The organism is Pseudomonas sp. 05N36 (assembly GCF_056397385.1).
Map to the genome: position 1 here is coordinate 278,666 of NZ_JBFTNH010000002.1, position 20,198 is coordinate 298,863.

General features: G+C 59.1%; 17 protein-coding genes. 7 read left to right on the plus strand and 10 right to left on the minus strand.

Features of this window, described 5'->3' with window-relative positions:
- Positions 1 to 5: 5 nt before the first annotated feature.
- The 3 genes from AC1DIH_RS04325 to AC1DIH_RS04335 all read right to left on the minus strand — a co-directional run bounded on the left by AC1DIH_RS04325 (position 6) and on the right by AC1DIH_RS04335 (position 2,281).
- Complete coding sequence (locus tag AC1DIH_RS04325; RefSeq protein WP_477770724.1) at positions 6 to 872, minus strand: carboxylate/amino acid/amine transporter; 867 nt, start codon at positions 870 to 872, stop codon at positions 6 to 8.
- A 345-nt stretch (positions 873 to 1,217) separates the two neighbouring features.
- Positions 1,218 to 1,817, minus strand: coding sequence for an FMN-dependent NADH-azoreductase (locus AC1DIH_RS04330; protein ID WP_054596217.1), 600 nt, complete (start codon positions 1,815 to 1,817; stop codon positions 1,218 to 1,220).
- Positions 1,818 to 1,966: 149 nt separating this feature from the next.
- Positions 1,967 to 2,281: a 3-phosphoglycerate kinase gene (locus tag AC1DIH_RS04335; RefSeq protein WP_477769613.1), complete on the minus strand. Its 315-nt coding sequence runs from the start codon at positions 2,279 to 2,281 to the stop codon at positions 1,967 to 1,969.
- Between the two features lie 49 nt (positions 2,282 to 2,330).
- Here AC1DIH_RS04335 and AC1DIH_RS04340 point away from each other — a divergent pair, with 49 nt between their 5' ends.
- The 4 genes from AC1DIH_RS04340 (at position 2,331) to AC1DIH_RS04355 (ending at position 6,563) form a co-directional block, all read left to right on the plus strand.
- Positions 2,331 to 3,254: a PA3225 family LysR-type transcriptional regulator gene (locus tag AC1DIH_RS04340; protein ID WP_477769614.1), complete on the plus strand. Its 924-nt coding sequence runs from the start codon at positions 2,331 to 2,333 to the stop codon at positions 3,252 to 3,254.
- A gap of 14 nt (positions 3,255 to 3,268) precedes the next feature.
- Positions 3,269 to 4,072, plus strand: a complete 804-nt coding sequence (locus tag AC1DIH_RS04345) for an alpha/beta fold hydrolase (RefSeq protein WP_477770725.1) — start codon at positions 3,269 to 3,271, stop codon at positions 4,070 to 4,072.
- 3 nt (positions 4,073 to 4,075) lie between these two features.
- Positions 4,076 to 4,642 carry a peptidylprolyl isomerase gene (locus AC1DIH_RS04350; RefSeq protein WP_477770726.1) on the plus strand — a complete coding sequence of 189 codons (567 nt, stop codon included), beginning with the start codon at positions 4,076 to 4,078 and terminating at the stop codon, positions 4,640 to 4,642.
- Between the two features lie 88 nt (positions 4,643 to 4,730).
- On the plus strand, positions 4,731 to 6,563 hold the full coding sequence (locus AC1DIH_RS04355; RefSeq protein ID WP_477770727.1) for an ABC transporter ATP-binding protein: 1,833 nt from the start codon (positions 4,731 to 4,733) through the stop codon (positions 6,561 to 6,563).
- A 209-nt stretch (positions 6,564 to 6,772) separates the two neighbouring features.
- Here AC1DIH_RS04355 and AC1DIH_RS04360 read toward each other — a convergent pair whose 3' ends face one another.
- From AC1DIH_RS04360 to aceK, 6 genes are all read right to left on the minus strand, one after another.
- On the minus strand, positions 6,773 to 7,897 hold the full coding sequence (locus tag AC1DIH_RS04360; RefSeq protein WP_427531349.1) for a GNAT family N-acetyltransferase: 1,125 nt from the start codon (positions 7,895 to 7,897) through the stop codon (positions 6,773 to 6,775).
- A 122-nt stretch (positions 7,898 to 8,019) separates the two neighbouring features.
- The gene (locus AC1DIH_RS04365; RefSeq protein ID WP_429540165.1) at positions 8,020 to 8,256 is read right to left on the minus strand and encodes an anti-sigma factor family protein; all 237 of its coding nucleotides are present in this window, start codon (positions 8,254 to 8,256) and stop codon (positions 8,020 to 8,022) included.
- On the minus strand, positions 8,250 to 8,864 hold the full coding sequence (locus AC1DIH_RS04370; protein ID WP_477770728.1) for an RNA polymerase sigma factor: 615 nt from the start codon (positions 8,862 to 8,864) through the stop codon (positions 8,250 to 8,252). Before AC1DIH_RS04370 ends, AC1DIH_RS04365 begins: the two co-directional genes overlap by 7 nt.
- 26 nt (positions 8,865 to 8,890) lie before the next feature.
- Entirely contained in the window at positions 8,891 to 10,012 is a 1,122-nt protein-coding gene (locus tag AC1DIH_RS04375; RefSeq protein WP_477770729.1) for a beta-ketoacyl-ACP synthase III, read from the minus strand.
- Between the two features lie 305 nt (positions 10,013 to 10,317).
- Complete coding sequence (gene hrpA / locus AC1DIH_RS04380) at positions 10,318 to 14,229, minus strand: ATP-dependent RNA helicase HrpA (RefSeq protein ID WP_477770730.1); 3,912 nt, start codon at positions 14,227 to 14,229, stop codon at positions 10,318 to 10,320.
- 190 nt (positions 14,230 to 14,419) lie between these two features.
- Entirely contained in the window at positions 14,420 to 16,141 is a 1,722-nt protein-coding gene (aceK, locus tag AC1DIH_RS04385) for a bifunctional isocitrate dehydrogenase kinase/phosphatase (protein WP_477770731.1), read from the minus strand.
- A gap of 129 nt (positions 16,142 to 16,270) precedes the next feature.
- Between aceK and AC1DIH_RS04390 the strand changes: the two genes are divergently transcribed.
- Positions 16,271 to 17,179, plus strand: coding sequence for a DMT family transporter (locus AC1DIH_RS04390; RefSeq protein ID WP_477770732.1), 909 nt, complete (start codon positions 16,271 to 16,273; stop codon positions 17,177 to 17,179).
- A gap of 59 nt (positions 17,180 to 17,238) precedes the next feature.
- Here AC1DIH_RS04390 and AC1DIH_RS04395 read toward each other — a convergent pair whose 3' ends face one another.
- Positions 17,239 to 17,619, minus strand: a complete 381-nt coding sequence (locus AC1DIH_RS04395; protein ID WP_477770733.1) for a type 1 fimbrial protein — start codon at positions 17,617 to 17,619, stop codon at positions 17,239 to 17,241.
- Positions 17,620 to 17,839: 220 nt separating this feature from the next.
- Between AC1DIH_RS04395 and AC1DIH_RS04400 the strand changes: the two genes are divergently transcribed.
- Together AC1DIH_RS04400 and AC1DIH_RS04405 are read left to right on the plus strand one after the other, a co-directional pair.
- Positions 17,840 to 18,817 carry a fimbrial protein gene (locus tag AC1DIH_RS04400; protein ID WP_477770734.1) on the plus strand — a complete coding sequence of 326 codons (978 nt, stop codon included), beginning with the start codon at positions 17,840 to 17,842 and terminating at the stop codon, positions 18,815 to 18,817.
- A 365-nt stretch (positions 18,818 to 19,182) separates the two neighbouring features.
- A complete protein-coding gene (locus tag AC1DIH_RS04405) occupies positions 19,183 to 20,157 on the plus strand; it encodes a fimbrial protein (RefSeq protein ID WP_477770735.1) in 975 nt (324 codons plus the stop codon).
- The last annotated feature ends 41 nt before the right edge of the window (positions 20,158 to 20,198 follow it).

A 20,198-nucleotide genomic window follows, 5' to 3' on the forward strand; every position in this document is an offset into this window, starting at 1 on the left:
TCCACCTACCCTTGCGTTGCGACTTGCCGAACACCCAGCCGACTGATCCACACCGCCGCCAGTATCACCGAGCCGCCCAGGAACAACCGCCCCAGCGCTTCATGCTGGTTCCAGATCAGCAAGTTGATCAGCAGCCCCACCGGCACGTGCAAATTGTTCATCACCGCCAGTGTCCCGCCGTTGACCAGACAAGCGCCCTTGTTCCACCAGTACAACCCCAACGCGGTGGACACCAGTCCGAGGAACACCAGCACGCCCCACTGCAAGGCTGCTTCCGGCAGGAAGTTCTGTTTGCCGAACAGCAGAAACGCCGGCAGGGCCACGGCCAGCGCGCCGAGGTAGAAGTAACCGAAGCGTCGGTAATGCGGCAGGTCGCTCGGGTGCTTCGCCACAAGATGCTTGTACAGCACCTGACCTGCGGCGTAGGTGAAGTTGGCCAGTTGCAGCAGCAGGAACCCCATGAAGAAGTCCGGATTGATCCGGTCATAACGGATCACCGCCGCGCCGAGCACCGCGACCAATGCCGCCACCAGCGCCCAGGGATTGAAGCGGCGGTTCAGCGCATCTTCGATCAGGGTCACGTGCAATGGCGTGAGAATGGTGAACAGCAGGACTTCCGGCACGGTCAGCACGCGGAAGCTCAGGTACAGGCAGACGTAGGTCACACCGAACTGCAACGCGCCGATCAACAGCATCCCGCGCATGAACGCCGGTTCCACCTGACGCCAGCGGGTCAACGGAATGAACACCAGCCCGGCCAGCAACACCCGCACCAGCACCGCGAAATAGCTGTCGACATGACCGGCCAGGTATTCGCCGATCAGACTGAAGGAAAACGCCTGGATCAGCGTGACAAAAAGTAGATAGCCCATGCTCGCCTCGATTTCGAATGGCGGCGACGATAGCGGGTTTTGCTATTCACTGCGAATCATCAGGCAACACACAAATCCCCTGTGGGAGCGAGCCTGCTCGCGATAGCGGTGTGTCATTCAACAATGATGTCGACTGACACTCCGTCTTCGCGAGCAGGCTCGCTCCCACAGGTTCGTGCCCGGCCACAAAATCGCAGGCAAAAAAAAGCCCGATCTCGCTAAAGCGTTCAATCGGGCTAGAGCACTCAGGAGCAACAAGTGCAAAGGGAGGTTCGATGCGCGAACCGGTTTGAAGGAGGTACAGGAGCTACTTAACCATCAGGTGATTATCCGGCGATTAACGGCTCAGGCGACCTGGGCAAGCTTGGCGTTGGCCTGGTTCAGACCCTTTTCGTGGAAGTCACCGCCCAGGTTCATGCCTTCAGCGTGAATGAAGGTGACGTCGTGGATACCGATGAAGGCCATGACCTGACGCAGGTACGGTTCCTGGTGATCGGAGGTGCTACCGGCGTAGATGCCACCRCGAGCGGTCAACACGTAAGCACGCTTGCCGCTGAGCAGACCTTGCGGGCCGGTTTCGGTGTACTTGAAGGTCACACCGGCACGCAGCACGTGGTCGAGCCAGGCTTTGAGGGTGCTTGGGATCGCGAAGTTGTACATCGGTGCGGCCATGACCAACACATCGGCGGCCAGCAACTCGTCAGTCAACTGGTTGGAGCGCTCCAGCGACGACTGTTCGGTTTCGTTGCGCTGCTCGGCAGGTTTCATCCAGCCGCCCAGCAGGTTGGCATCCAGGTGTGGAACCGGATGGGTCGCCAGGTCACGAACGGTGATCTGGTCGGCCGGGTGCGCGGCTTTCCATTGGCTGATGAAGGTTTGGGTCAGCTGACGCGAWACCGAGTCTTGCTGGCGGGCACTGCTTTCGATGATCAGAACGCGGGACATGGGATGTAGCCTCCATCGGWGAATGCTGTAAGTCGATGGAGTGGAGATTAAACAGTGTTGTATCGATGAAAAAGCACAAATAACTGCTATAAACCATCAATAAATTCGTTTATAAGCGGAGCGTATCTGCCCCGCCTGTGCAACAGCCCTTATTTGGGTTTGCAGGTCAGGGTGATGTACAGCTTGATGATTTCACGGTTGAACCTGGCCGAGAGGTCGGCGCTTTTGCCGGCCTCCAGGCTGACGCGGCGAGTACGCGGTAATTCCGGGCCATTGCGAAATGCCACCGTGCATTCGGCGGCTTTGCCGCTGGAGTTGTTCAGCGTAATGGCGCCCATGTCGCGTGCGGTGTCATGGGTGGTGTAGTCGATTTTCAGGCCGTTGAGTTCTTTTTGTACATCGATGGGGTAGGCAAACGCGGTCAGCGGCAACATCGCCAGCACCACACAACAGATTTTTTTCATTCGGCAGCCTCCAATGGAAGCTGCCAGCTTAGGACAAGAGGAGCTCCTCATGAAAGCGCCCCGCGTGACCCTTGATCAATGGCGAACACTCCAGGCCGTGGTCGACCACGGTGGTTTCGCCCAGGCCGCCGAAGTGCTGCACCGTTCGCAGTCCTCCGTCAGCTATACCGTCGCACGCATGCAGGACCAGCTCGGTGTGCCGCTGCTGCGCATCGACGGCCGTAAGGCAGTGCTGACCGAAGCCGGCGGCGTGCTGCTGCGCCGCTCCCGGCAACTGGTCAAACAGGCCAGTCAGCTAGAAGACCTGGCGCACCACATGGAGCAAGGCTGGGAGGCGGAAGTGCGGCTGGTGGTCGACGCCGCATATCCGAGCGCCCGCCTCGTCCGCGCCTTGACCGCGTTCATGCCGCAAAGCCGCGGCTGCCGGGTGCGTCTGCGCGAAGAAGTACTGTCCGGGGTCGAGGAAGTCTTGCTCGAAGGCGTAGCCGACCTGGCCATCACCGGCTTCAGCATTCCCGGTTACCTGGGTGCGGAGTTGAGCGACGTAGAGTTTGTGGCCGTGGCCCACCCCGAACACCCGCTGCATCGTCTGAACCGCGAACTGAATTTCCAGGATCTGGAAACCCAGATGCAAGTGGTGATCCGCGACTCCGGTCGGCAGCAGCCACGGGACGTTGGCTGGCTCGGCGCTGAACAGCGCTGGACCGTCGGCAGCCTCGCCACCGCCGCGACTTTTGTCAGCAGCGGCCTGGGCTTCGCCTGGTTGCCCCGGCACATGATTGAGCGGGAACTGAAGGAAGGTACGCTCAAGCTGCTACCGTTGGATCAGGGCGGCAGTCGAAACCCGAGCTTCTATCTGTATTCAAACAAGGACAAACCCCTGGGGCCGGCGACGCAGATTCTCATCGAGTTGCTGCGCACCTTCGACACCGCGCCACTGGATGCGCCGTTCGCGGCCCCGGAACAAGCCTGACAAGGAGTTGCACCATGGCCTATTTCGAACATGAAGGTTGCACCCTGCACTACGAGGAATATGGCCACGGCACACCCCTGCTGCTGGTTCACGGGCTGGGCTCGAGTACGCTGGACTGGAAAAAACAGATCCCGGAGCTCTCGACCCGTTACCGGGTGATCGTCCCGGATGTACGCGGCCACGGTCGCTCCGACAAACCCCGCGAGCGCTACAGCATCGCCGGTTTCAGCGCTGATCTGACTGCACTGATCGAACACCTGAACCTCAGCCCGGTGCATCTGGTCGGGTTGTCCATGGGCGGGATGATCGGTTTTCAGCTGGCGGTGGATCAGCCGCAGATGCTCAAGAGCCTGAGCATCGTCAACAGCCAGCCCCAGGTCAGAATGAAAAAACTCAGCGACTACTGGTGGCTGCTCAAACGCTGGAGCATGGCTCATCTGTTGAACATGGAAACTATCGGCAAGGCCTTGGGACGCATGTTGTTTCCAAAACCCGAACAAGCCGATCTGCGGCGTAAGATCGCCGAGCGCTGGGCAAAAAACGACAAACGTGCTTATCTCGCCAGCTTCAAGGCCATTGTTGGCTGGGGAGTGCAGGAACGACTTTCAAGAATCACCTGTCCAACCCTCATCATCAGCGCCGACCATGACTACACCCCGGTTTCGGTGAAAGAAGACTATGTAAAACTGCTGCCCGATGCGCGGCTGGTAGTGATCGAAGATTCACGCCACGCAACGCCATTGGACCAGCCACACCGTTTCAACCAAACCCTGCTTGAATTTCTAACCGCAGTCGACACCACTACCCAGGATCACTGACCCATGCTGAAAAAAATCGCCCTAGTCACAGGCGCAGTATTGTTCGCCACCAACCTGATGGCCGCCACCGATGCTGCCAAGGCGCCACACGTAGAACTGGTGACCACCAACGGCACCATTGAAATCGAGCTGGACCCGGTCCACGCGCCGGTCAGTACCAAGAATTTCCTCGCCTATGTCGACAAGGGTTTCTATAACAATACGATTTTCCACCGGGTGATCCCGGGCTTCATGGTCCAGGGAGGAGGCTTCACCGCACAGATGGTGCAAAAGCCAACCGAGGCACCGATCAAGAACGAAGCCAGCAACGGCCTGCATAACGTGCGTGGCACCCTGTCGATGGCGCGCACCTCGGATCCGAACTCGGCCACCAGCCAGTTTTTCATCAACGTGAAGGACAATGACTTCCTCGACCCTGGCCGCGACGCCGGTTATGCGGTATTTGCCAAAGTGATCAAGGGTATGGACGTGGTCGACGTCATCGTCAACTCGCCCACCACCACCAAACAAGGCATGTCGGACGTGCCGTCCGACCCGGTGTATATCAAGTCGGCCAAGCGCATCGACTAAACTGCATTAGGCGTCCCGAGCGGCAGCGGTGTGTTCACCGCGCCGCTCGCATCGAAAAAAGGAGAGCCCGTACGCGGGCGTTTAGCTGATGCTCTATCGTCGTTTCGAAAAACTGATCGATATTTTCCGTGACGCCCCGACGGCGGCTCCGCCGAGCCGGGTTCTCCCCTTCTATACCTATTATTTACGTCAGGTCTGGCCGAGCTTTGCCGCGCTGCTGGTCGTCGGTCTGATCGGCGCGCTGATCGAAGTGGCGCTGTTCAGTTACTTGAGTCGAATCATTGATCTGGCCCAAGGCACGCCAAATACGGACTTCTTCAAAATCCACGGCGTCGAGCTGGCCTGGATGGCGGTGGTCGCACTATTTCTGCGGCCGATATTCGTCGGCCTGCATGACCTGCTGGTGCATCAAACCCTGAGCCCCGGCATGACCAGCATGATTCGCTGGCAAAACCACAGTTACGTGCTCAAACAGAGCCTGAATTTTTTCCAGAACGATTTCGCCGGGCGCATCGCCCAACGGATCATGCAGACCGGCAACTCCCTGCGCGACTCGGCGGTGCAAGCTGTCGACGCGTTATGGCATGTGCTGATCTACGCGATCAGCTCGCTGGTGCTGTTCGCCGAAGCCGACTGGCGCCTGATGATCCCGCTGCTGACCTGGATCGCCTGCTACATCGGCGCACTGTGCTACTTCGTGCCGCGGGTCAAGGAACGTTCGGTAGTGTCCTCCGATGCGCGCTCCAAACTCATGGGCCGGATCGTCGACGGCTACACCAACATCACCACGCTGAAGCTCTTCGCCCACACCAACTTCGAACAGCAATACGCCCGCGAAGCCATCGCCGAGCAGACCGAAAAATCCCAACTGGCGGGCCGCGTCGTCACCAGCATGGACGTGGTCATCACCAGCATGAACGGCTTGCTGATCGTCGGCACCACGAGCCTTGCGCTGTGGCTGTGGACCCAGTCGCTGATCTCGGTGGGTGCCATTGCCCTGGCCACCGGCCTGGTGATCCGCATCGTCAACATGTCGGGCTGGATCATGTGGGTGGTCAACGGCATCTTCGAAAATATCGGGATGGTCCAGGACGGCCTGCAAACCATCGCCCAACCGATCAGCGTCACTGACCGCGTACCGGCGCCGCGCCTGGAAGTGGGCCGTGGCGAAGTGCGTTTCGAACACGTGACGTTTCACTATGGCAAGAAAAGCGGAATCATCGACGACCTCAACCTGACCATCAAACCCGGTGAAAAAATCGGTTTGATCGGTCCTTCAGGCGCCGGCAAATCGACCCTGGTCAATCTGCTGCTGCGCCTCTACGACCTGCAGAGCGGGCAGATCCTGGTCGATGGGCAGAACATCGCCAGCGTGGCCCAGGAAAGCCTGCGCGAGCGGATTGGCATGATCACTCAGGACACCTCGCTGCTGCACCGTTCGATCCGTGACAATCTGCTTTACGGCAAACCCGACGCCACCGACGAAGAACTCTGGGAAGCAGTCCGCAAGGCCCGCGCCGACGAGTTCATCCCGTTGCTATCGGATGCTGAAGGCCGCACCGGTTTCGATGCTCATGTCGGTGAACGTGGGGTGAAGCTCTCTGGCGGCCAGCGCCAACGGATCGCCATCGCCCGGGTGCTGCTCAAGGACGCGCCGATCCTGATCATGGACGAAGCCACCTCAGCGCTGGACTCGGAAGTCGAAGCGGCGATTCAGGAAAGCCTGGAAACCCTGATGCAGGGCAAGACCGTGATCGCCATCGCTCACCGGCTGTCGACCATTGCCCGAATGGATCGCCTGGTGGTGCTGGAAAAAGGCCACATCGCCGAAACCGGCAGCCATGCCGAACTGCTGGCCCATGGCGGGTTGTATGCGCGGTTGTGGCAGCACCAGACCGGCGGGTTTGTCGGCATCGATTGAGGATTGCGTCTGTGGCGAGGGAGCTTGCTCCCGCTCGGGCGCGAAGCGGCCGCAGATTCAGGTTGTCGGGTTTACCTGGCACAACGCCGTCTCGTGCATTGGGACAGCTTCGCTGTCCAGCGGGAGCAAGCTCCCTCGCCACAAGAGCCTCCATCAGCTCAAAAAAAGTGCCTCCGTCAGCTCAAAAAACTCGCCACAGCGCTCTAACCTCAGCCTTGTCGGTAGGGCAAGGCGCTCTTCGCCTCCTCTGCATAGCCCATGACACCCAAACGTTCGCGCTCAAGAAAATCCTTCACCGCCGACTTCAATCCCGGATGTCGCAAGTAGTGCCAGGAATGGGTGATCACCGGTTCAAAACCACGAATCAATTTGTGCTCGCCCTGGGCACCGGCATCGAAACGCTGAAAACCGTTGGCGATGGCGTAGTCCATGCCTTGATAGAAACAGGTCTCGAAATGCAGGCGGTCGAATTCCGCCAGGCAACCCCAGTACCGCCCATAAAAACTATCGCCACCGACCAGACTGAAGGCCATGGCCACCGGCCGTGATCCTTGTTTGGCCAGCACCACCCGGATGGCTTCGGGCATGCGTTCAGCCAACAGGCTGAAAAACTCCCGCGTCAGGTACGGCGACTGCCGACGCACCGCATAGGTGTTGGCGTAGCAGGCGTAGACGAAATCCCACAGTGCCTGGTCGAGTTGATGCCCCTCAAGCCATTCAAACTCGATACCCTGCCCCGCCACTTGTTCACGTTCCTTGCGCATCTGTTTGCGCTTGCGAGAACTGAGTGCATCAAGGAAGTCCTGAAAATCCCGATAGCCGCGATTCTGCCAGTGGTACTGGCAACCGATACGTTGCAACCAGCCCGGTTGCTCGGCCAATGCTGCATCGGTAAAGGCGTCGGTAAAGTTGATATGGGCGCTGGAGAGCCCTTCAATTTCCAGATAACCCGGCACGCTGTTCAGCAGTTCGAAACCATCCTGCACGTTCGCCGCCAACAACCGTGGCCCGCTGACCGGGCTGAACGGCACAGCCGTCAACAGTTTGGGGTAGTAATCGATCCCGGCGCGCTCGCAGGCATCGGCCCAGGCATGGTCGAACACGTATTCGCCGTAGGAATGCCATTTGCGGTAACTCGGCATTGCCGCGAGCAGCCGACCGTCTTCGATGTGCAGCAGATGCTCCGGCTGCCAGCCGGATTGCGGTCCCAGGCTGCCACTGTCTTCCAGCGCCCCAAGAAAAGCGTGACGCAGAAACGGCTGAGTCTCGGGCACCAGCGCGTCCCACTCTTGAGGCGCGATGGCGGACAGACTGTCCAAAACGTGTAACGGCATTCTGTTCCCCTGCGGTTGTTGCCTACAGACCCGCCGAGTATCGCCCATCCCCGGCCCTTGCCGAAATAAAAACCCCGCCGAAGCGGGGTCAAAACGAAGTCTGAGGGCGGTGTGACCTGAAATTACTCTTTACCCTTTTGACGTTCGGCGGCCAGCCGCGCGGCGAGCTCGTCGACACCGGGAAGCGGTTTTTCGGGCATGGCGCGCAAGGTCGCCTGCATCAGGCGCATCTGTCGGATGAACCGTCGGCAATTGGGGCAAAACATCAAATGATGGCGCACCATCAGCCGCTCACGAAAACTCAACTGGCCATCGAGATAATCGCTGGACCGCGCTACTTGTTCCTTACAGGTCAACATTCGCCGGTTTCCTCAAAATGCTCCACGGTTGCAAACACCTTCAACCGTGCACGGTGCAGCAGCACACGAACATTGGAGAGCGAGATCTCCAGAAGATTACAAATTTCCTCCAGCTCCAGGCCCTGGCGCTCACGCAACAGCAGCACGCTGCTTTGCAGTTCCGACAGGCTGAGCAAGGTGTGCTCCAGGCATTCACGCAGTTCGTTTTCGGTAAGCAGCGCTTCCGGGGTGTCCTGATGCCAGCTGAACGGCGCCACCAGCCAGTGGCCATCATCAGCGGAAAAACGATCATCGTCGATGGTGCCGTGGGGTGACGGCAGGTCATCGAGCAAGACTTCCCGGCGGTTTTGCTTGTATCGACCTTTTGCCGCGTTGGCGGTGATGGTCAACAGCCAGGTCTTGAGGCTGGAACGCCCCTCGAACCCGTTCAGGTTGCGCACCACCGACAGCCAGGCATCCTGCACCACTTCGTCGGCATGCCGGTTACCGACGATGGCATAAGCCACGGCCCGCATGGCGCTCTGGTAGGTGCTGACCAACTCCTTGAAAGCCTTTTGCTCGCCCGCCAACAGGCGTCCGAGCAGTTGCGTGTCGTCAGCTGCGGTCATTGAAACCTCGTGTCCGGTTCGTGAACTCAGCGCTTGCGCAGAATCACGCTACCAATCGAATAACCGGCACCAAACGAGCTGAGTACCGCCAGCGAACCGGCTGGCAAATCGTCCTGGTTCTTGTGAAAGGCAATCACTGAACCTGCAGAGCTGGTGTTGGCATAGGTGTCGAGAATCACCGGGGCTTCTTCTTCGGTGGCTTCACGGCCCAGCAGCTTCTTGACGATCAGGTGGTTCATGCTCAGGTTGGCCTGGTGCAGCCAGAAGCGCTTCACGTCGCTGATGTTCAGCTTGTTCTCGTCCAGGTGGGTGGCGATCAGTTCCGCGACCATCGGGCAGACATCGCGAAACACCTTGCGACCTTCCTGGACGAAGAGTTTGTCACGGGCACCGATGCCCTCTTCCGCCGCACGGTTGAGGAAGCCGAAGTTGTTGCGAATATTGTTGGAGAACTTGGTCAACAACTTGGTGCTGACAACATCAAACTGGTACTTGGACGTGGCCAGGTCGGCACGTTCAATAATTACCGCTGTCGCCGCGTCGCCGAAGATGAAGTGACTGTCGCGGTCGCGGAAGTTCAGGTGACCGGTGCAGACTTCCGGGTTGACCATCAGGATCGCCCGCGCCTGGCCCAGCTGTACGCTGTTGGCGGCGGCCTGAATGCCGAATGTCGCCGAGGAACAGGCCACGTTCATGTCAAAACCGAAACCCTCGATACCCAGCGCTTCCTGGACTTCGATGGCAATGGCCGGATAGGCGCGTTGCAGGTTGGAGCAGGCAACGATCACCCCGTCGATGTCCGCCGCCGTCTTGCCGGCGCGTTGCAAGGCCTGCTCGGCAGCGCCGATGGCCATCTGGCAAAGCACCGACCATTCGTCATTGGAACGCTCGGGTAAACGGGGAGCCATGCGCTTAGGATCGAGAATGCCGTCCTTGTCCATGACAAAGCGGCTTTTGATCCCCGAGGCCTTTTCGATAAAGGCGGCGCTGGATTCGGTCAACGCTTGCACTTCACCGCGCTCGATGGCGTCAGCGTTGTCGGCATTGAACTGAGCGACGTAAGTATTGAAAGACTGCACCAGCTCTTCGTTGGAGATGCTGTTGGCCGGGGTGTACAGGCCGGTGCCGCTGATGACGACATTATGCATGGTCGTTTCTCTGATCTGTTCAGGCAGAAAGTGTTGGCACCGACGTACCAACACATAAAGGGTTTATCCCGTCGAAGGGCATCAACCTGGCATCTCTTGATTCCGGTCCGCCCGGGTTGCGAGGCTCAAATATGCGCGGGCGGTGTTTATAACGGCGAAGTTTGCCATAAACATTGGCGTTTGGCCCCTGCCGCAAGAACAATGGCAGACCTGTGGGAGCGAGCCTGCTCGCGAAAGCGGTGTGTCAGTCAACATTGATGCTGAGTTTTCTGGCCCCTTCGCGAGCAGGCTCGCTCCCACAGGGTTTACGGTTCGACTTGGGTCCATTGCTTGCTCAAACGCTTGTCGGAGATCGGTACCTTGGTCCCCAATTGCTGGGCGAACAGCGAAACCCGGTACTCCTCCAGCCACCAGCGATAGAGTTCAAGCTGCGGATCGCGCTTGCCTTCCTGCGCGTGTTTGTTGGCGCGGGTCTGGTATTGGGTCCAGAGACCGGACAACTCGCCGCTCCAGACCCGGTCCTTCTGTACCTGAGCCCCAAGTTTCTCGAAGCGCTGCTCGATGGCTTTCAAGTAACGCGGCAACTCCTTGAGCCACTGCATCGGGGTTTCACGGACAAAGCCCGGATACACCAGGTGACTGAGCTGCTGCTTGATGTCGTTCAGGGCCACCGCTTGCGCCAGGTCGATCTTGCCTTTGAAGCGCTTCTGCAAAGCGTGCCAGAGCTTGAGCGTTTCCAGCGTCAGTTTCGCCAGACGCTCGGCATGCTCGGTCCACGCACCGCGCTTGCGCTCGGCCAGCGAGGCCAAACCCGCGCCGTCACGCGGCAAACTCGCTTCGCCGTCGAGAATGCAGCTGTCGAGGCTCGCCAGCAGGATGTCTTCCACCAGACTGTCGATACGCCCCAGCTCGCGGTACATCAGGCCCAGCTCGGTGAGCCCCGGCAACTTGCCGCGCAAGAACTTCGCCGGCTCGGCCAGTTGTTGCATGAGCAACCGCTGCAATGCCCGACGATGCTGGAACTCGGCCTCGGCCGGGGTCGAAAAACGCCCTTCCTTAACGCTGCCCGCCTCTTCCACCAGCGCCGGGTAGACCGTCATCGACAGCCCGGCGATCTTCTGCTGGGTTTTCTCGGCCACCGCGGCGAAGACCTTGGCCTCCACCGGCTGTTGGCTTTTCGCCGTCTGTGGTACCGCCAAAGCAGCCTGACTGGCCTCGGCGAAACGTGCGGTCAGCTCGGCCAGATCACGGCCTTCGCCGAGGAACTTGCCTTGGCCATCGACGATTTCCAGGTTCATCCGCAGATGACTTTCAACCTGCTGCGACGCTTCCACCCAGGCCTCGTCACTGACTCGCGCACCGGTCATGCGCAACAGTTCGCGACCCAATGCCTGCGGCAGGGAACCGTCGGCGAAAGTGACTCGCTGCAACGCCGCTTTGACGAAGTCCGGCACCGGCACGAAGTTCTTGCGCAGGGCCTTGGGCAGGTTACGCACCAGGGCGATGCACTTGGCTTCGATCACCCCTGGCACCAGCCATTCCAGGCGTTCCGGCGGCAGCATCGGCAACAGCGGTGCCGGTACGCGCAAGGTCACGCCATCGCGGGGATGGTTAGGCTCGAAGTGATAGCTCAACGGCAAGGTCAGATCGCCCAGACGCAGGGTGTCCGGGTAATGCGCGGCGGTGACTTCGCTGGCTTCGCGGGCCAGCACGTCTTCTTCACGCATGATCAGCAATTGCGGGTCTTTCTGGCTGTTGATCCGATACCAGCTGTCGAAGGTCGCGGTCTGATGGATTTCTGCCGGCAAGCGCGCGTCGTAGAAGGCAAACAGGGTTTCCTCGTCTGCCAGAATGTCACGACGACGGGCCTTGGCCTCCAGTTCGTCGAGCTGCTCCAACAATTGCTCATTGGCAGACAGACACTTGGCTTTCGACTGAATCTCGCTCCGCACCAGCGCTTCGCGGATAAACAGTTCACGCGAGGTGACAGGATCGATCGGCCCGTAATGCACGGGCCGGCGGCCGACCACGATCAACCCGAACAGGGTGATTTGCTCGTAGGCCACGACCTGTCCGCGTTTCTTCTCCCAATGCGGTTCGAAGTGGTTCTTCTTGATCAGGTGCCCGGCCAGCGGCTCTATCCAGTCCGGCTCGATCTTCGCCACCATGCGCGCATAGAGCTTGGTGGTTTCCACCAGTTCAGCGGTCATCAGCCATTGCGGACGCTTCTTGCCCAGGCCCGATGACGGGTGAATCCAGAAGCGCCGCTGACGCGCGCCGAGGTAATCGCCGTCTTCGGTTTTCTGGCCGATCTGGCTGAGCAATCCGGACAACACCGCGTTGTGCAGCTTCGGGTAGTCCGCCGGCTCTTTGTTGAGGCTCAACTGCATGTCGCGGCAGATCAGGCTCAACTGGCGATGAGAATCACGCCACTCGCGCAGGCGCAGGTAGTTCAGGAAATTCTTGCGGCACCAATTGCGCAGCGGGCTGGCGGTCAGGGCCTGGCGTTGCTCTTCAAAACCACGCCACAGATTGACCAGCCCGGCGAAATCCGAGTCCACGTCTTTCCATTGTGCGTGGGCCTGATCGGCGGCCTGCTGACGCTCCGGTGGACGCTCGCGCGGGTCCTGGATCGACATCGCGCTGGCGACGATCAGCACTTCCTGCAAGCTGCCGAGTTTTGCCGCTTCGAGCAACATCCGGCCCATGCGCGGGTCCACTGGCAAACGCGCCAGTTGCCGGCCGAGCGGCGTCAGTTGGCTGTTGCGGTCGACTGCCGAGAGTTCTTGCAGCAGGTTGAAACCATCGCTGATGGCCTTGCCATCCGGCGGTTCGATAAACGGGAAATCGGTGATTTCACCGAGGCGCAGATGGAGCATCTGCAAAATCACCGCCGCAAGGTTGGTACGCAGAATTTCCGGATCGGTAAATTCCGGCCGCCCGATGAAATCTTCTTCGCTGTACAGGCGGATGCAAATGCCCGGCTCGACCCGTCCGCAACGGCCTTTACGCTGGTTGGCGCTGGCCTGGGAAATCGCCTCGATCGGCAAGCGCTGGACCTTGGCCCGGTAGCTGTAGCGGCTGATGCGCGCGGTACCGCTGTCGATCACGTAACGAATGCCCGGCACGGTCAGCGAGGTTTCCGCGACGTTGGTCGCCAGCACCACGCGACGACCCGGATGAGACTGGAAAATCCGCTGCTGCTCGGCCGGCGACAGCCGTGCGTACAGCGGCAGAATTTCGGTGTGTTTGAGCTGGGCCTTGCGCAGCATGTCCGCCGCGTCACGAATCTCGCGCTCACCGGGCAGGAACACCAGCACGTCGCCGGGACTGCGGCGCTCGCTGCGTTCGTATGCGGCAATTTCATCGAGGGTGGCGAGGATCGCCTGATCCACGGTCAGGTCGTCTTCGACCCGGTTGCCCTCTTCGTCCTGCTCCAGCGTCAGCGGTCGATACCAGGTGTCCACCGGGAAAGTACGGCCCGAGACTTCGACAATCGGCGCATCGTCGAAATGCTTGGAGAAGCGCTCGAGATCGATGGTCGCCGAGGTGATGATGACTTTCAGGTCCGGACGGCGCGGCAGCAGGGTTTTCAGGTAACCGAGCAGGAAGTCGATGTTCAGGCTGCGTTCGTGGGCTTCGTCGACGATGATCGTGTCGTAGCGTTCGAGGTAGCGGTCGTTCTGGGTTTCCGCCAGCAGGATGCCGTCGGTCATCAGCTTGATCAGGGTGTTGGCATCGCTCTGATCCTCGAACCGCACCTGATAGCCAACCAAGGCACCGAGCGGCGTCGCCAGCTCTTCGGCCACCCGGCTCGCGACGCTGCGCGCAGCAATTCGGCGCGGCTGGGTGTGGCCGATCAGGCCGTGTTGGCCGCGGCCGATTTCCAGGCAGATCTTCGGCAACTGGGTGGTTTTACCCGAGCCGGTTTCGCCAGCAATGATCAGCACCTGATGCTTGAGCAGCGCTTCCTTGATTTCGTCGCGCTTGGCGGCGATCGGCAGGCTGTCGTCGTAACGAATCAGCGGCAGGCTGGCACGTCGCGCCACCACCTGGTCGCAGGACGCTTGCATGCGCGTCACCCACAGCGCCAGCTTGGCGTCGTCGGGTTTCTTGCGCAGCTCGAGCAACTGCCGCCGCAGCCGGTGGCGGTCGGCAAGCATGGCGTGGTCGAGGTTTTCCAGCAGTTTGTCGATTGAAGGCGATTCGTCAGTCATCAGGTACGCAAAGGTCGTCTAGTGGCGCAGGGGGGCGATTGTCGCAGATTTGAGTCCATAGCGACGAACCCAACCTGCTTTTGTGGCGAGGGAGCTTGCTCCCGCTGGGTTGCGAAGCGGCCCCAAAAGGGACTGCTGCGCAGTCCAGCGGGAGCAAGCTCCCTCGCCACAAGGTGTTCACTCAGGAGGGTTATTCGTTATCGAGGCCTTTGCGCCGATACGGGAACACATCGATCACCTTGCCAGCGCGAATCGCTGCTTGCAGGCCTTTCCAGTAATCGGCGTTGTACAGCTCGCCATGCAGTTGATCGAACAACCGGCGCTGCGCGGAGTCGGCGAACAGGAACGGTGGGAACTCTTCGGGGAACACGTCCAGCGGCCCGATCGAATACCACGGCTCGGAGGCCATTTCATCTTCCGGTGTACGCGGTTGCGGGATGTGGCGGAAGTTGGCTTCGGTGAGAAAACAGATTTCGTCGTAGTCATAAAACACCACGCGCCCGTGTCGGGTGACGCCGAAGTTTTTCAGCAGCATGTCACCGGGGAAAATGTTCGCCGCCGCCAGTTGCTTGATCGCCAAGCCATAATCTTCCAGCGCTTCGCGCACCTGCGCGTCGTTGGCGTTTTCCAGGTAGAGGTTCAACGGGGTCATGCGCCGCTCGGTCCAGCAGTGGCGAATCAGCACGGTGTCGCCTTCCACCTGGACCGTCGACGCGGCGACTTCCAGCAGCTCGGCCAGGCACGCCGGATCAAACTTGCTCAACGGAAAACGGAAGTCGGCAAACTCCTGGGTATCGGCCATGCGCCCGACCCKGTCGACGCTTTTCACCAAGCGATACTTCTCGATCACCGTGGCGCGGTCGACGTTTTTCGACGGCGAGAAACGGTCCTTGATGATTTTGAATACGGTGTTGAACCCCGGCAGGGTAAACACGCTCATGACCATGCCGCGCACGCCCGGGGCCATGATGAACTGGTCGTCGGTGTTGGCCAGGTGATTGATCAACGCCCGGTAGAACTCCGACTTGCCGTGTTTGTAGAAACCGATCGAGGTGTACAGCTCGGCGATGTGCTTGCCCGGCAGGATGCGCTTGAGAAAACCGATGAACTCCGCCGGTACCGGCACATCGACCATGAAGTACGAGCGGGTGAACGAGAAAATGATCGACACTTCGGCTTCATCGGTGATCAACGCGTCGATCTGAATCCCTCGGCCTTCGCGGTGCAGAAACGGAATCACCAGTGGCCATTGCTCGTCCGCGGTATAGATGCGCCCTACCAGGTAGGCGCCCTTGTTGCGGTAGAGCACCGAGGAAAACAGCTCGACGCTCAGTTCCGGGTCCTTGCAGACCCAATCGGGCAAATTCTCGCGCAGTTGCGCTTCGAGTCGGCGCAGGTCGCGGTCGAGGTCAGCGTAGTCTTCGCTGAAGCGGTAATCGGCAAAAATACTCGCCAGCATGCCGGACAACTGCCCATGCGGCTTATAGATCCGGGTCTGCGCGGCCCGGGCCCGGTGCAAGCTGGGCCGGGTGGTGTGGATGAACATGCAGCCATCGCTGATCAGGTCATGACTGAACAGCCCGCAGAAAATCGAGTTGTACCAGGTCTCGGACAATTCATCGTCGAAACGCAGGTCGATCAGGTTGATGTAGGCGCTTTTGACCAGCGGCCAGCAGCTGACATCCATCAGCACCTCAGCCTCGAAGGCGGCATGCAGGCGCCCTACCACTTCGCTGACCTTGGCTTCGTAGAGGTTGATCCGCGCCGCCGACGCGATCTGCGTTTCCTGCCACTGCGCCTGTTCGAAGCGCGCCCGGGCACCGTCAGTGATCTGGCGGAAATGCTCGCGGTAATCGTCGAAGCCGTCGAGGATCATCTGGGCGATATCGGCGGCGGGCCATGGCTGCGGCATGTGAAGACCTCTGCGGGATGGTTCTTGTCGTTGGGGCTGAGCTTAGAGGTCAATTGTTACGCAACGCAACCATTGCCTTGGCCCCCTGAGGCAGCGACACTTGCGCCCTGATAAAGGAAGGAACGAGCCGTGAACCCCGTCGATATTCTGCGTATGTTGTCACTTGCTGCCATTTGGGGGGCGAGCTTTCTGTTCATGCGCATCATCGCCCCAGTGATTGGCACAATCCCCACTGCTTTTTTCCGCGTTTCGATCGCCGCCACCGGGTTGCTGGTGATTCTGGCGCTGATGCGGATCAGCTGGGATTTCCGTGGCAAGTTCAAAACCGTGCTGCTGCTCGGGATGATCAACTCCGGTCTTCCAGCGACCCTGTACTCGGTGGCCGCTCAAGTACTGCCGGCCGGCTACTCGGCGATTTTCAACGCCACCACGCCGCTGATGGGCGTGTTGATCGGCGGCCTGTTCTTCAGCGAAAAACTCACCCTCTCGAAGATTGCCGGGGTAGCCCTCGGCTTGTTTGGCGTCGCCATCCTGACCCGCGCAGGTCCGGTGGCCTTCGACATGCAATTGCTGATGGGCGCACTCGCCTGCCTGCTGGCAACCACCTGCTACGGCTTCGCCGGGTTCCTGGCGCGACGCTGGCTCGACCATCAAGGCGGCCTCGACAGCCGTCTCTCGGCACTGGGCAGCATGCTCGGCGCAACGCTGTTCGTGTTGCCGTTGTTCGGCTACAGCGTCATCACTCAGCCGCCCGTTAGCTGGGGTGGCTGGAATGTCTGGTTGTCGCTGCTGGGCTTGGGCCTGGGCTGCACGGCATTCGCCTACATCCTGTATTTCCGCTTGCTCAGCTCCATCGGCCCGGTCAAATCAATGACCGTGACCTTCATGATCCCGCCGTTCGGCGTGTTGTGGGGCGCATTGTTTCTCGATGAACCGCTGTCGATGGCGCATCTGTATGGCGGGCTGTTGATTGCAGGGGCGTTGTGGCTGGTGTTGAAGCCTGCGGCGGTGAAGGTGCCTGAACTGGTGGAGCAATAACCCATCGGCAGCGGCGCATCAACACACTATGCGCCGCTTGGGATTGCGTGCACTTCACCTCAAGGCGACGTCAGCGTAATCAGGTAAGCGCCTGAGTTCACCGGTTTTCCGGCAGCGTCGACCAAGGCGTATTGCTGATCGTAGTAACGGCCATCCTTGCTCCCGTCCGCGACCAGCTTCACGCCCACGCGGGAATGATCGAGCGCACTGACCGAGCGAACCGGCTCGACGCTGCGCACACTGACCGAGTCGCCATCCATCCTGGTCGGACAACCGTTGAACTCAAACGTCGAACTCGCCCCCACGCCGGAGCTACAACCTGACTCGACAATACTGCCGTGAAACTGGATGACACCTTGGCCTAGCGGGGTGGCCGCCAGGCACGCACCACTCAGCGCGAAGAACAGGCTGATACCGACCGACAAACGCTTACCGTTCATGTTGATGCTCCTTAGGGTTGTAAGGACTGCATCGACAAGTTTGGCTGGGATCTTGAGGATTTTAGGAAATGTCTGATGTTTATTTCTTGAGGCTGCCAACGGCGTCTCGGGGCGCACCCGTCAGCACGCTGCTGCTGACAAACTAAGAAACGCCTGATGTTCGCAGCTTTTCACGGTCGCTAAGGTACTGGTTCCTTTACCACCAGGTATCTCCGTAAGCATGATTTTTTCTAACAAACAGATTCGATTGCGCACCCTTCTGAAAATCGTTTGCGTGATGTCATTTGCCTACGGCCCTAGCGCAATGGCTGCGAAGTGCATTTGGGTAAGTGGCACTTCTGGCACCCTTAACTTCGGGGCCAGCTTGACCGCTGGCAGCCTGGCGATCCCCCAAGACGCCCCCATAGGCACAGTTATCTACGAGGACAGCCTTCAACAGAAAGAGCTTTATTATAAATGCAGTTCACAGTATATCTCTGGAATGTTCATGACGCCTGCACTCGGCGTACCTTCCGGCAATACTTACCCCTTGGGCAAGACCGGGCTATCTTTCCGTATAAAGTCACCTAACACGTTTGCCCCGGAAGTAGCACCACCCGCCTCCTTCCCCGCTACAGTGACCAGGAGTTACATAGCAGGTGGCACGTACACGCTTCAAATTTTCAAGTCCGCCGAGCTGTCATCGAACAGCGTGATCGCCGCCGGCGAATTAGGCCAACTCAGGGCCGAAGAGTTGCTATTCATCACGTTCAACCTGGCCAATCCTATTAACCTGAATACTGCCTCCTGCCAGACCCCGGCAGTGTCCGTTCAAATGGGCGACGACTATCAGCTGGACGAGTTCGACAAAAGCGGCGACACCCCTCGGGTGATCAAATTCAACATTGCCTTGAATCAGTGCCAGCGGGGCATTCAGAAAGTAACCTATCAGCTCAAAGCCAATACTCCGGCCATTGACCCGAAAAAGGGCATCGTTTCACTGAATACCGGATCATCAGCCAAAGGCATCGGCTTGCAGCTGATGAACGAGGCAGGACAACCCATCACCCTGGACACCCCTTACCCGTTCAGCGGTTTCAACCACTCGGGCACAGACTTCAAAATCCCTTTGTCCGCCGCTTACATCCGCCTGGCCGATAGCACGCTTGAAGCCGGCACCGCCAATAGCGAAGTCTCCTTCATTGTGAGCTACCTGTAGCGAACTAAGAATCGTCTGATTTTTTCCACTTTCCGCCTCACCTAAAGTGGTGGCATGAGATTAAAAACGTATATCCATCCGTTCAACCCGATCCTTTCCACACCCGGCGCGGCTAAATGAGCAACGCGATTGCCCAAAGCCATACCTGTTTCACTGCCCGTGAAGCACTGCTTGAAAGCCTCAGCTTGTCAGCCATGCGCTACGACGGGTAGGCAACCGGGGGATTTCTCCGAGTCCATGTCGAATGAACTCGAAACCCTTAAATGCGACAACGTCCCAGCCCCAAGATCATGGGTATCCAGTTTTTCCGAATGCCCTGTTTGGCTGGCTTAAATAACCTTTGCCCAGTACGAATGATCATCAATATGAGACTTTCGAAAAATCTTCCTATCCCGGGTTTCGTCTTTATGTTGGCATGTTTACATACGTCAACAACGGTTGCGGGCTCCTGCGTCGCTTTCGAAAACGAAGCCCCGACAATGAATTTCGGGAGCGGTTCGGCGGCAATCAACTTGTTGGTTTCCCCTAGCACCCCCATAGGTGAGACCGTCTACACGGACAGACGCTGGGCACCGAGGGTCGCCTATCGCTGCAGCGCCAGCTATCATCAGCGCGGGCTTAGCATGAATCCCGCATTGGGGTGGCCTACAGGCGGCGACGCCACAACCACTTTCCCCTTGGGAAAGAGCGGGCTGTCGTTTCGAATACGCAACACTTGGAATAATTACATTCCCGAAACGGAATTGCGTTTCAATGACCCTGAGTCGGATGCCATGCCCGAAGGGAATTACACACTGGAGATCATCAAATCAGCCGAGCTGCAATCGAACGTCGTGGTCCCCGCCGGCTATCTGGGTCGCCACTTTGCCGATGACGTCACGCTCGCCACATTTAATTTAAGCAATTCCATTGTTGTAAGTGCCCCGTCCTGCCAGGCCCCGTCAGTCTCGGTAAACATGGGTGATGACTATCAATTGGGGGACTTCAGTAAACCGGGGGCCACCCCTCAAACTATCAAGTTCAACATTGTGCTGAACCAATGCCAGGCCGGCATTCAGAAAGTTACCTATCAGCTCAAAGCCAATACTCCGGTCATCGACTCGCAAAAGGGCGTCGTTGCACTGAACGCCGGATCAACAGCCAAAGGCATCGGCTTGCAGCTGAAGAACGAGGCAGGGGAACCCATCGCCCTGGACACCACCTACCGGTTCAGCGGTTTCAAACCCTCGGGAACAGAATTCAAAATCCCTTTATCTGCCGCTTACATCCGCCTGGCCGACAGCAGGCTTGAAGCCGGCACCGCCAATACCGAAGTCACATTCACCATGAACTATCTGTAACAAACTAAGGATCGTCTGATTTTTCATGCCGTCTGCCCCAC

Bases quoted from the DNA above. Each gene is read 5' to 3' on its own strand.
- AC1DIH_RS04400 (WP_477770734.1), top strand. From the start codon at position 17,840: ATGATTTTTTCTAACAAACAGATTCGATTGCGCACCCTTCTGAAAATC.
- AC1DIH_RS04375 (WP_477770729.1), bottom strand. From the start codon at position 10,012: ATGCATAATGTCGTCATCAGCGGCACCGGCCTGTACACCCCGGCCAAC.
- AC1DIH_RS04370 (WP_477770728.1), bottom strand. From the start codon at position 8,864: ATGACCGCAGCTGACGACACGCAACTGCTCGGACGCCTGTTGGCGGGC.
- AC1DIH_RS04340 (WP_477769614.1), top strand. From the start codon at position 2,331: ATGAAAGCGCCCCGCGTGACCCTTGATCAATGGCGAACACTCCAGGCC.
- AC1DIH_RS04405 (WP_477770735.1), top strand. From the start codon at position 19,183: ATGAGACTTTCGAAAAATCTTCCTATCCCGGGTTTCGTCTTTATGTTG.
- hrpA (WP_477770730.1), bottom strand. From the start codon at position 14,229: ATGACTGACGAATCGCCTTCAATCGACAAACTGCTGGAAAACCTCGAC.
- AC1DIH_RS04350 (WP_477770726.1), top strand. From the start codon at position 4,076: ATGCTGAAAAAAATCGCCCTAGTCACAGGCGCAGTATTGTTCGCCACC.
- AC1DIH_RS04325 (WP_477770724.1), bottom strand. From the start codon at position 872: ATGGGCTATCTACTTTTTGTCACGCTGATCCAGGCGTTTTCCTTCAGT.
- AC1DIH_RS04395 (WP_477770733.1), bottom strand. From the start codon at position 17,619: ATGAACGGTAAGCGTTTGTCGGTCGGTATCAGCCTGTTCTTCGCGCTG.
- AC1DIH_RS04360 (WP_427531349.1), bottom strand. From the start codon at position 7,897: ATGCCGTTACACGTTTTGGACAGTCTGTCCGCCATCGCGCCTCAAGAG.
- AC1DIH_RS04355 (WP_477770727.1), top strand. From the start codon at position 4,731: ATGCTCTATCGTCGTTTCGAAAAACTGATCGATATTTTCCGTGACGCC.
- AC1DIH_RS04365 (WP_429540165.1), bottom strand. From the start codon at position 8,256: ATGTTGACCTGTAAGGAACAAGTAGCGCGGTCCAGCGATTATCTCGAT.
- AC1DIH_RS04335 (WP_477769613.1), bottom strand. From the start codon at position 2,281: ATGAAAAAAATCTGTTGTGTGGTGCTGGCGATGTTGCCGCTGACCGCG.
- AC1DIH_RS04345 (WP_477770725.1), top strand. From the start codon at position 3,269: ATGGCCTATTTCGAACATGAAGGTTGCACCCTGCACTACGAGGAATAT.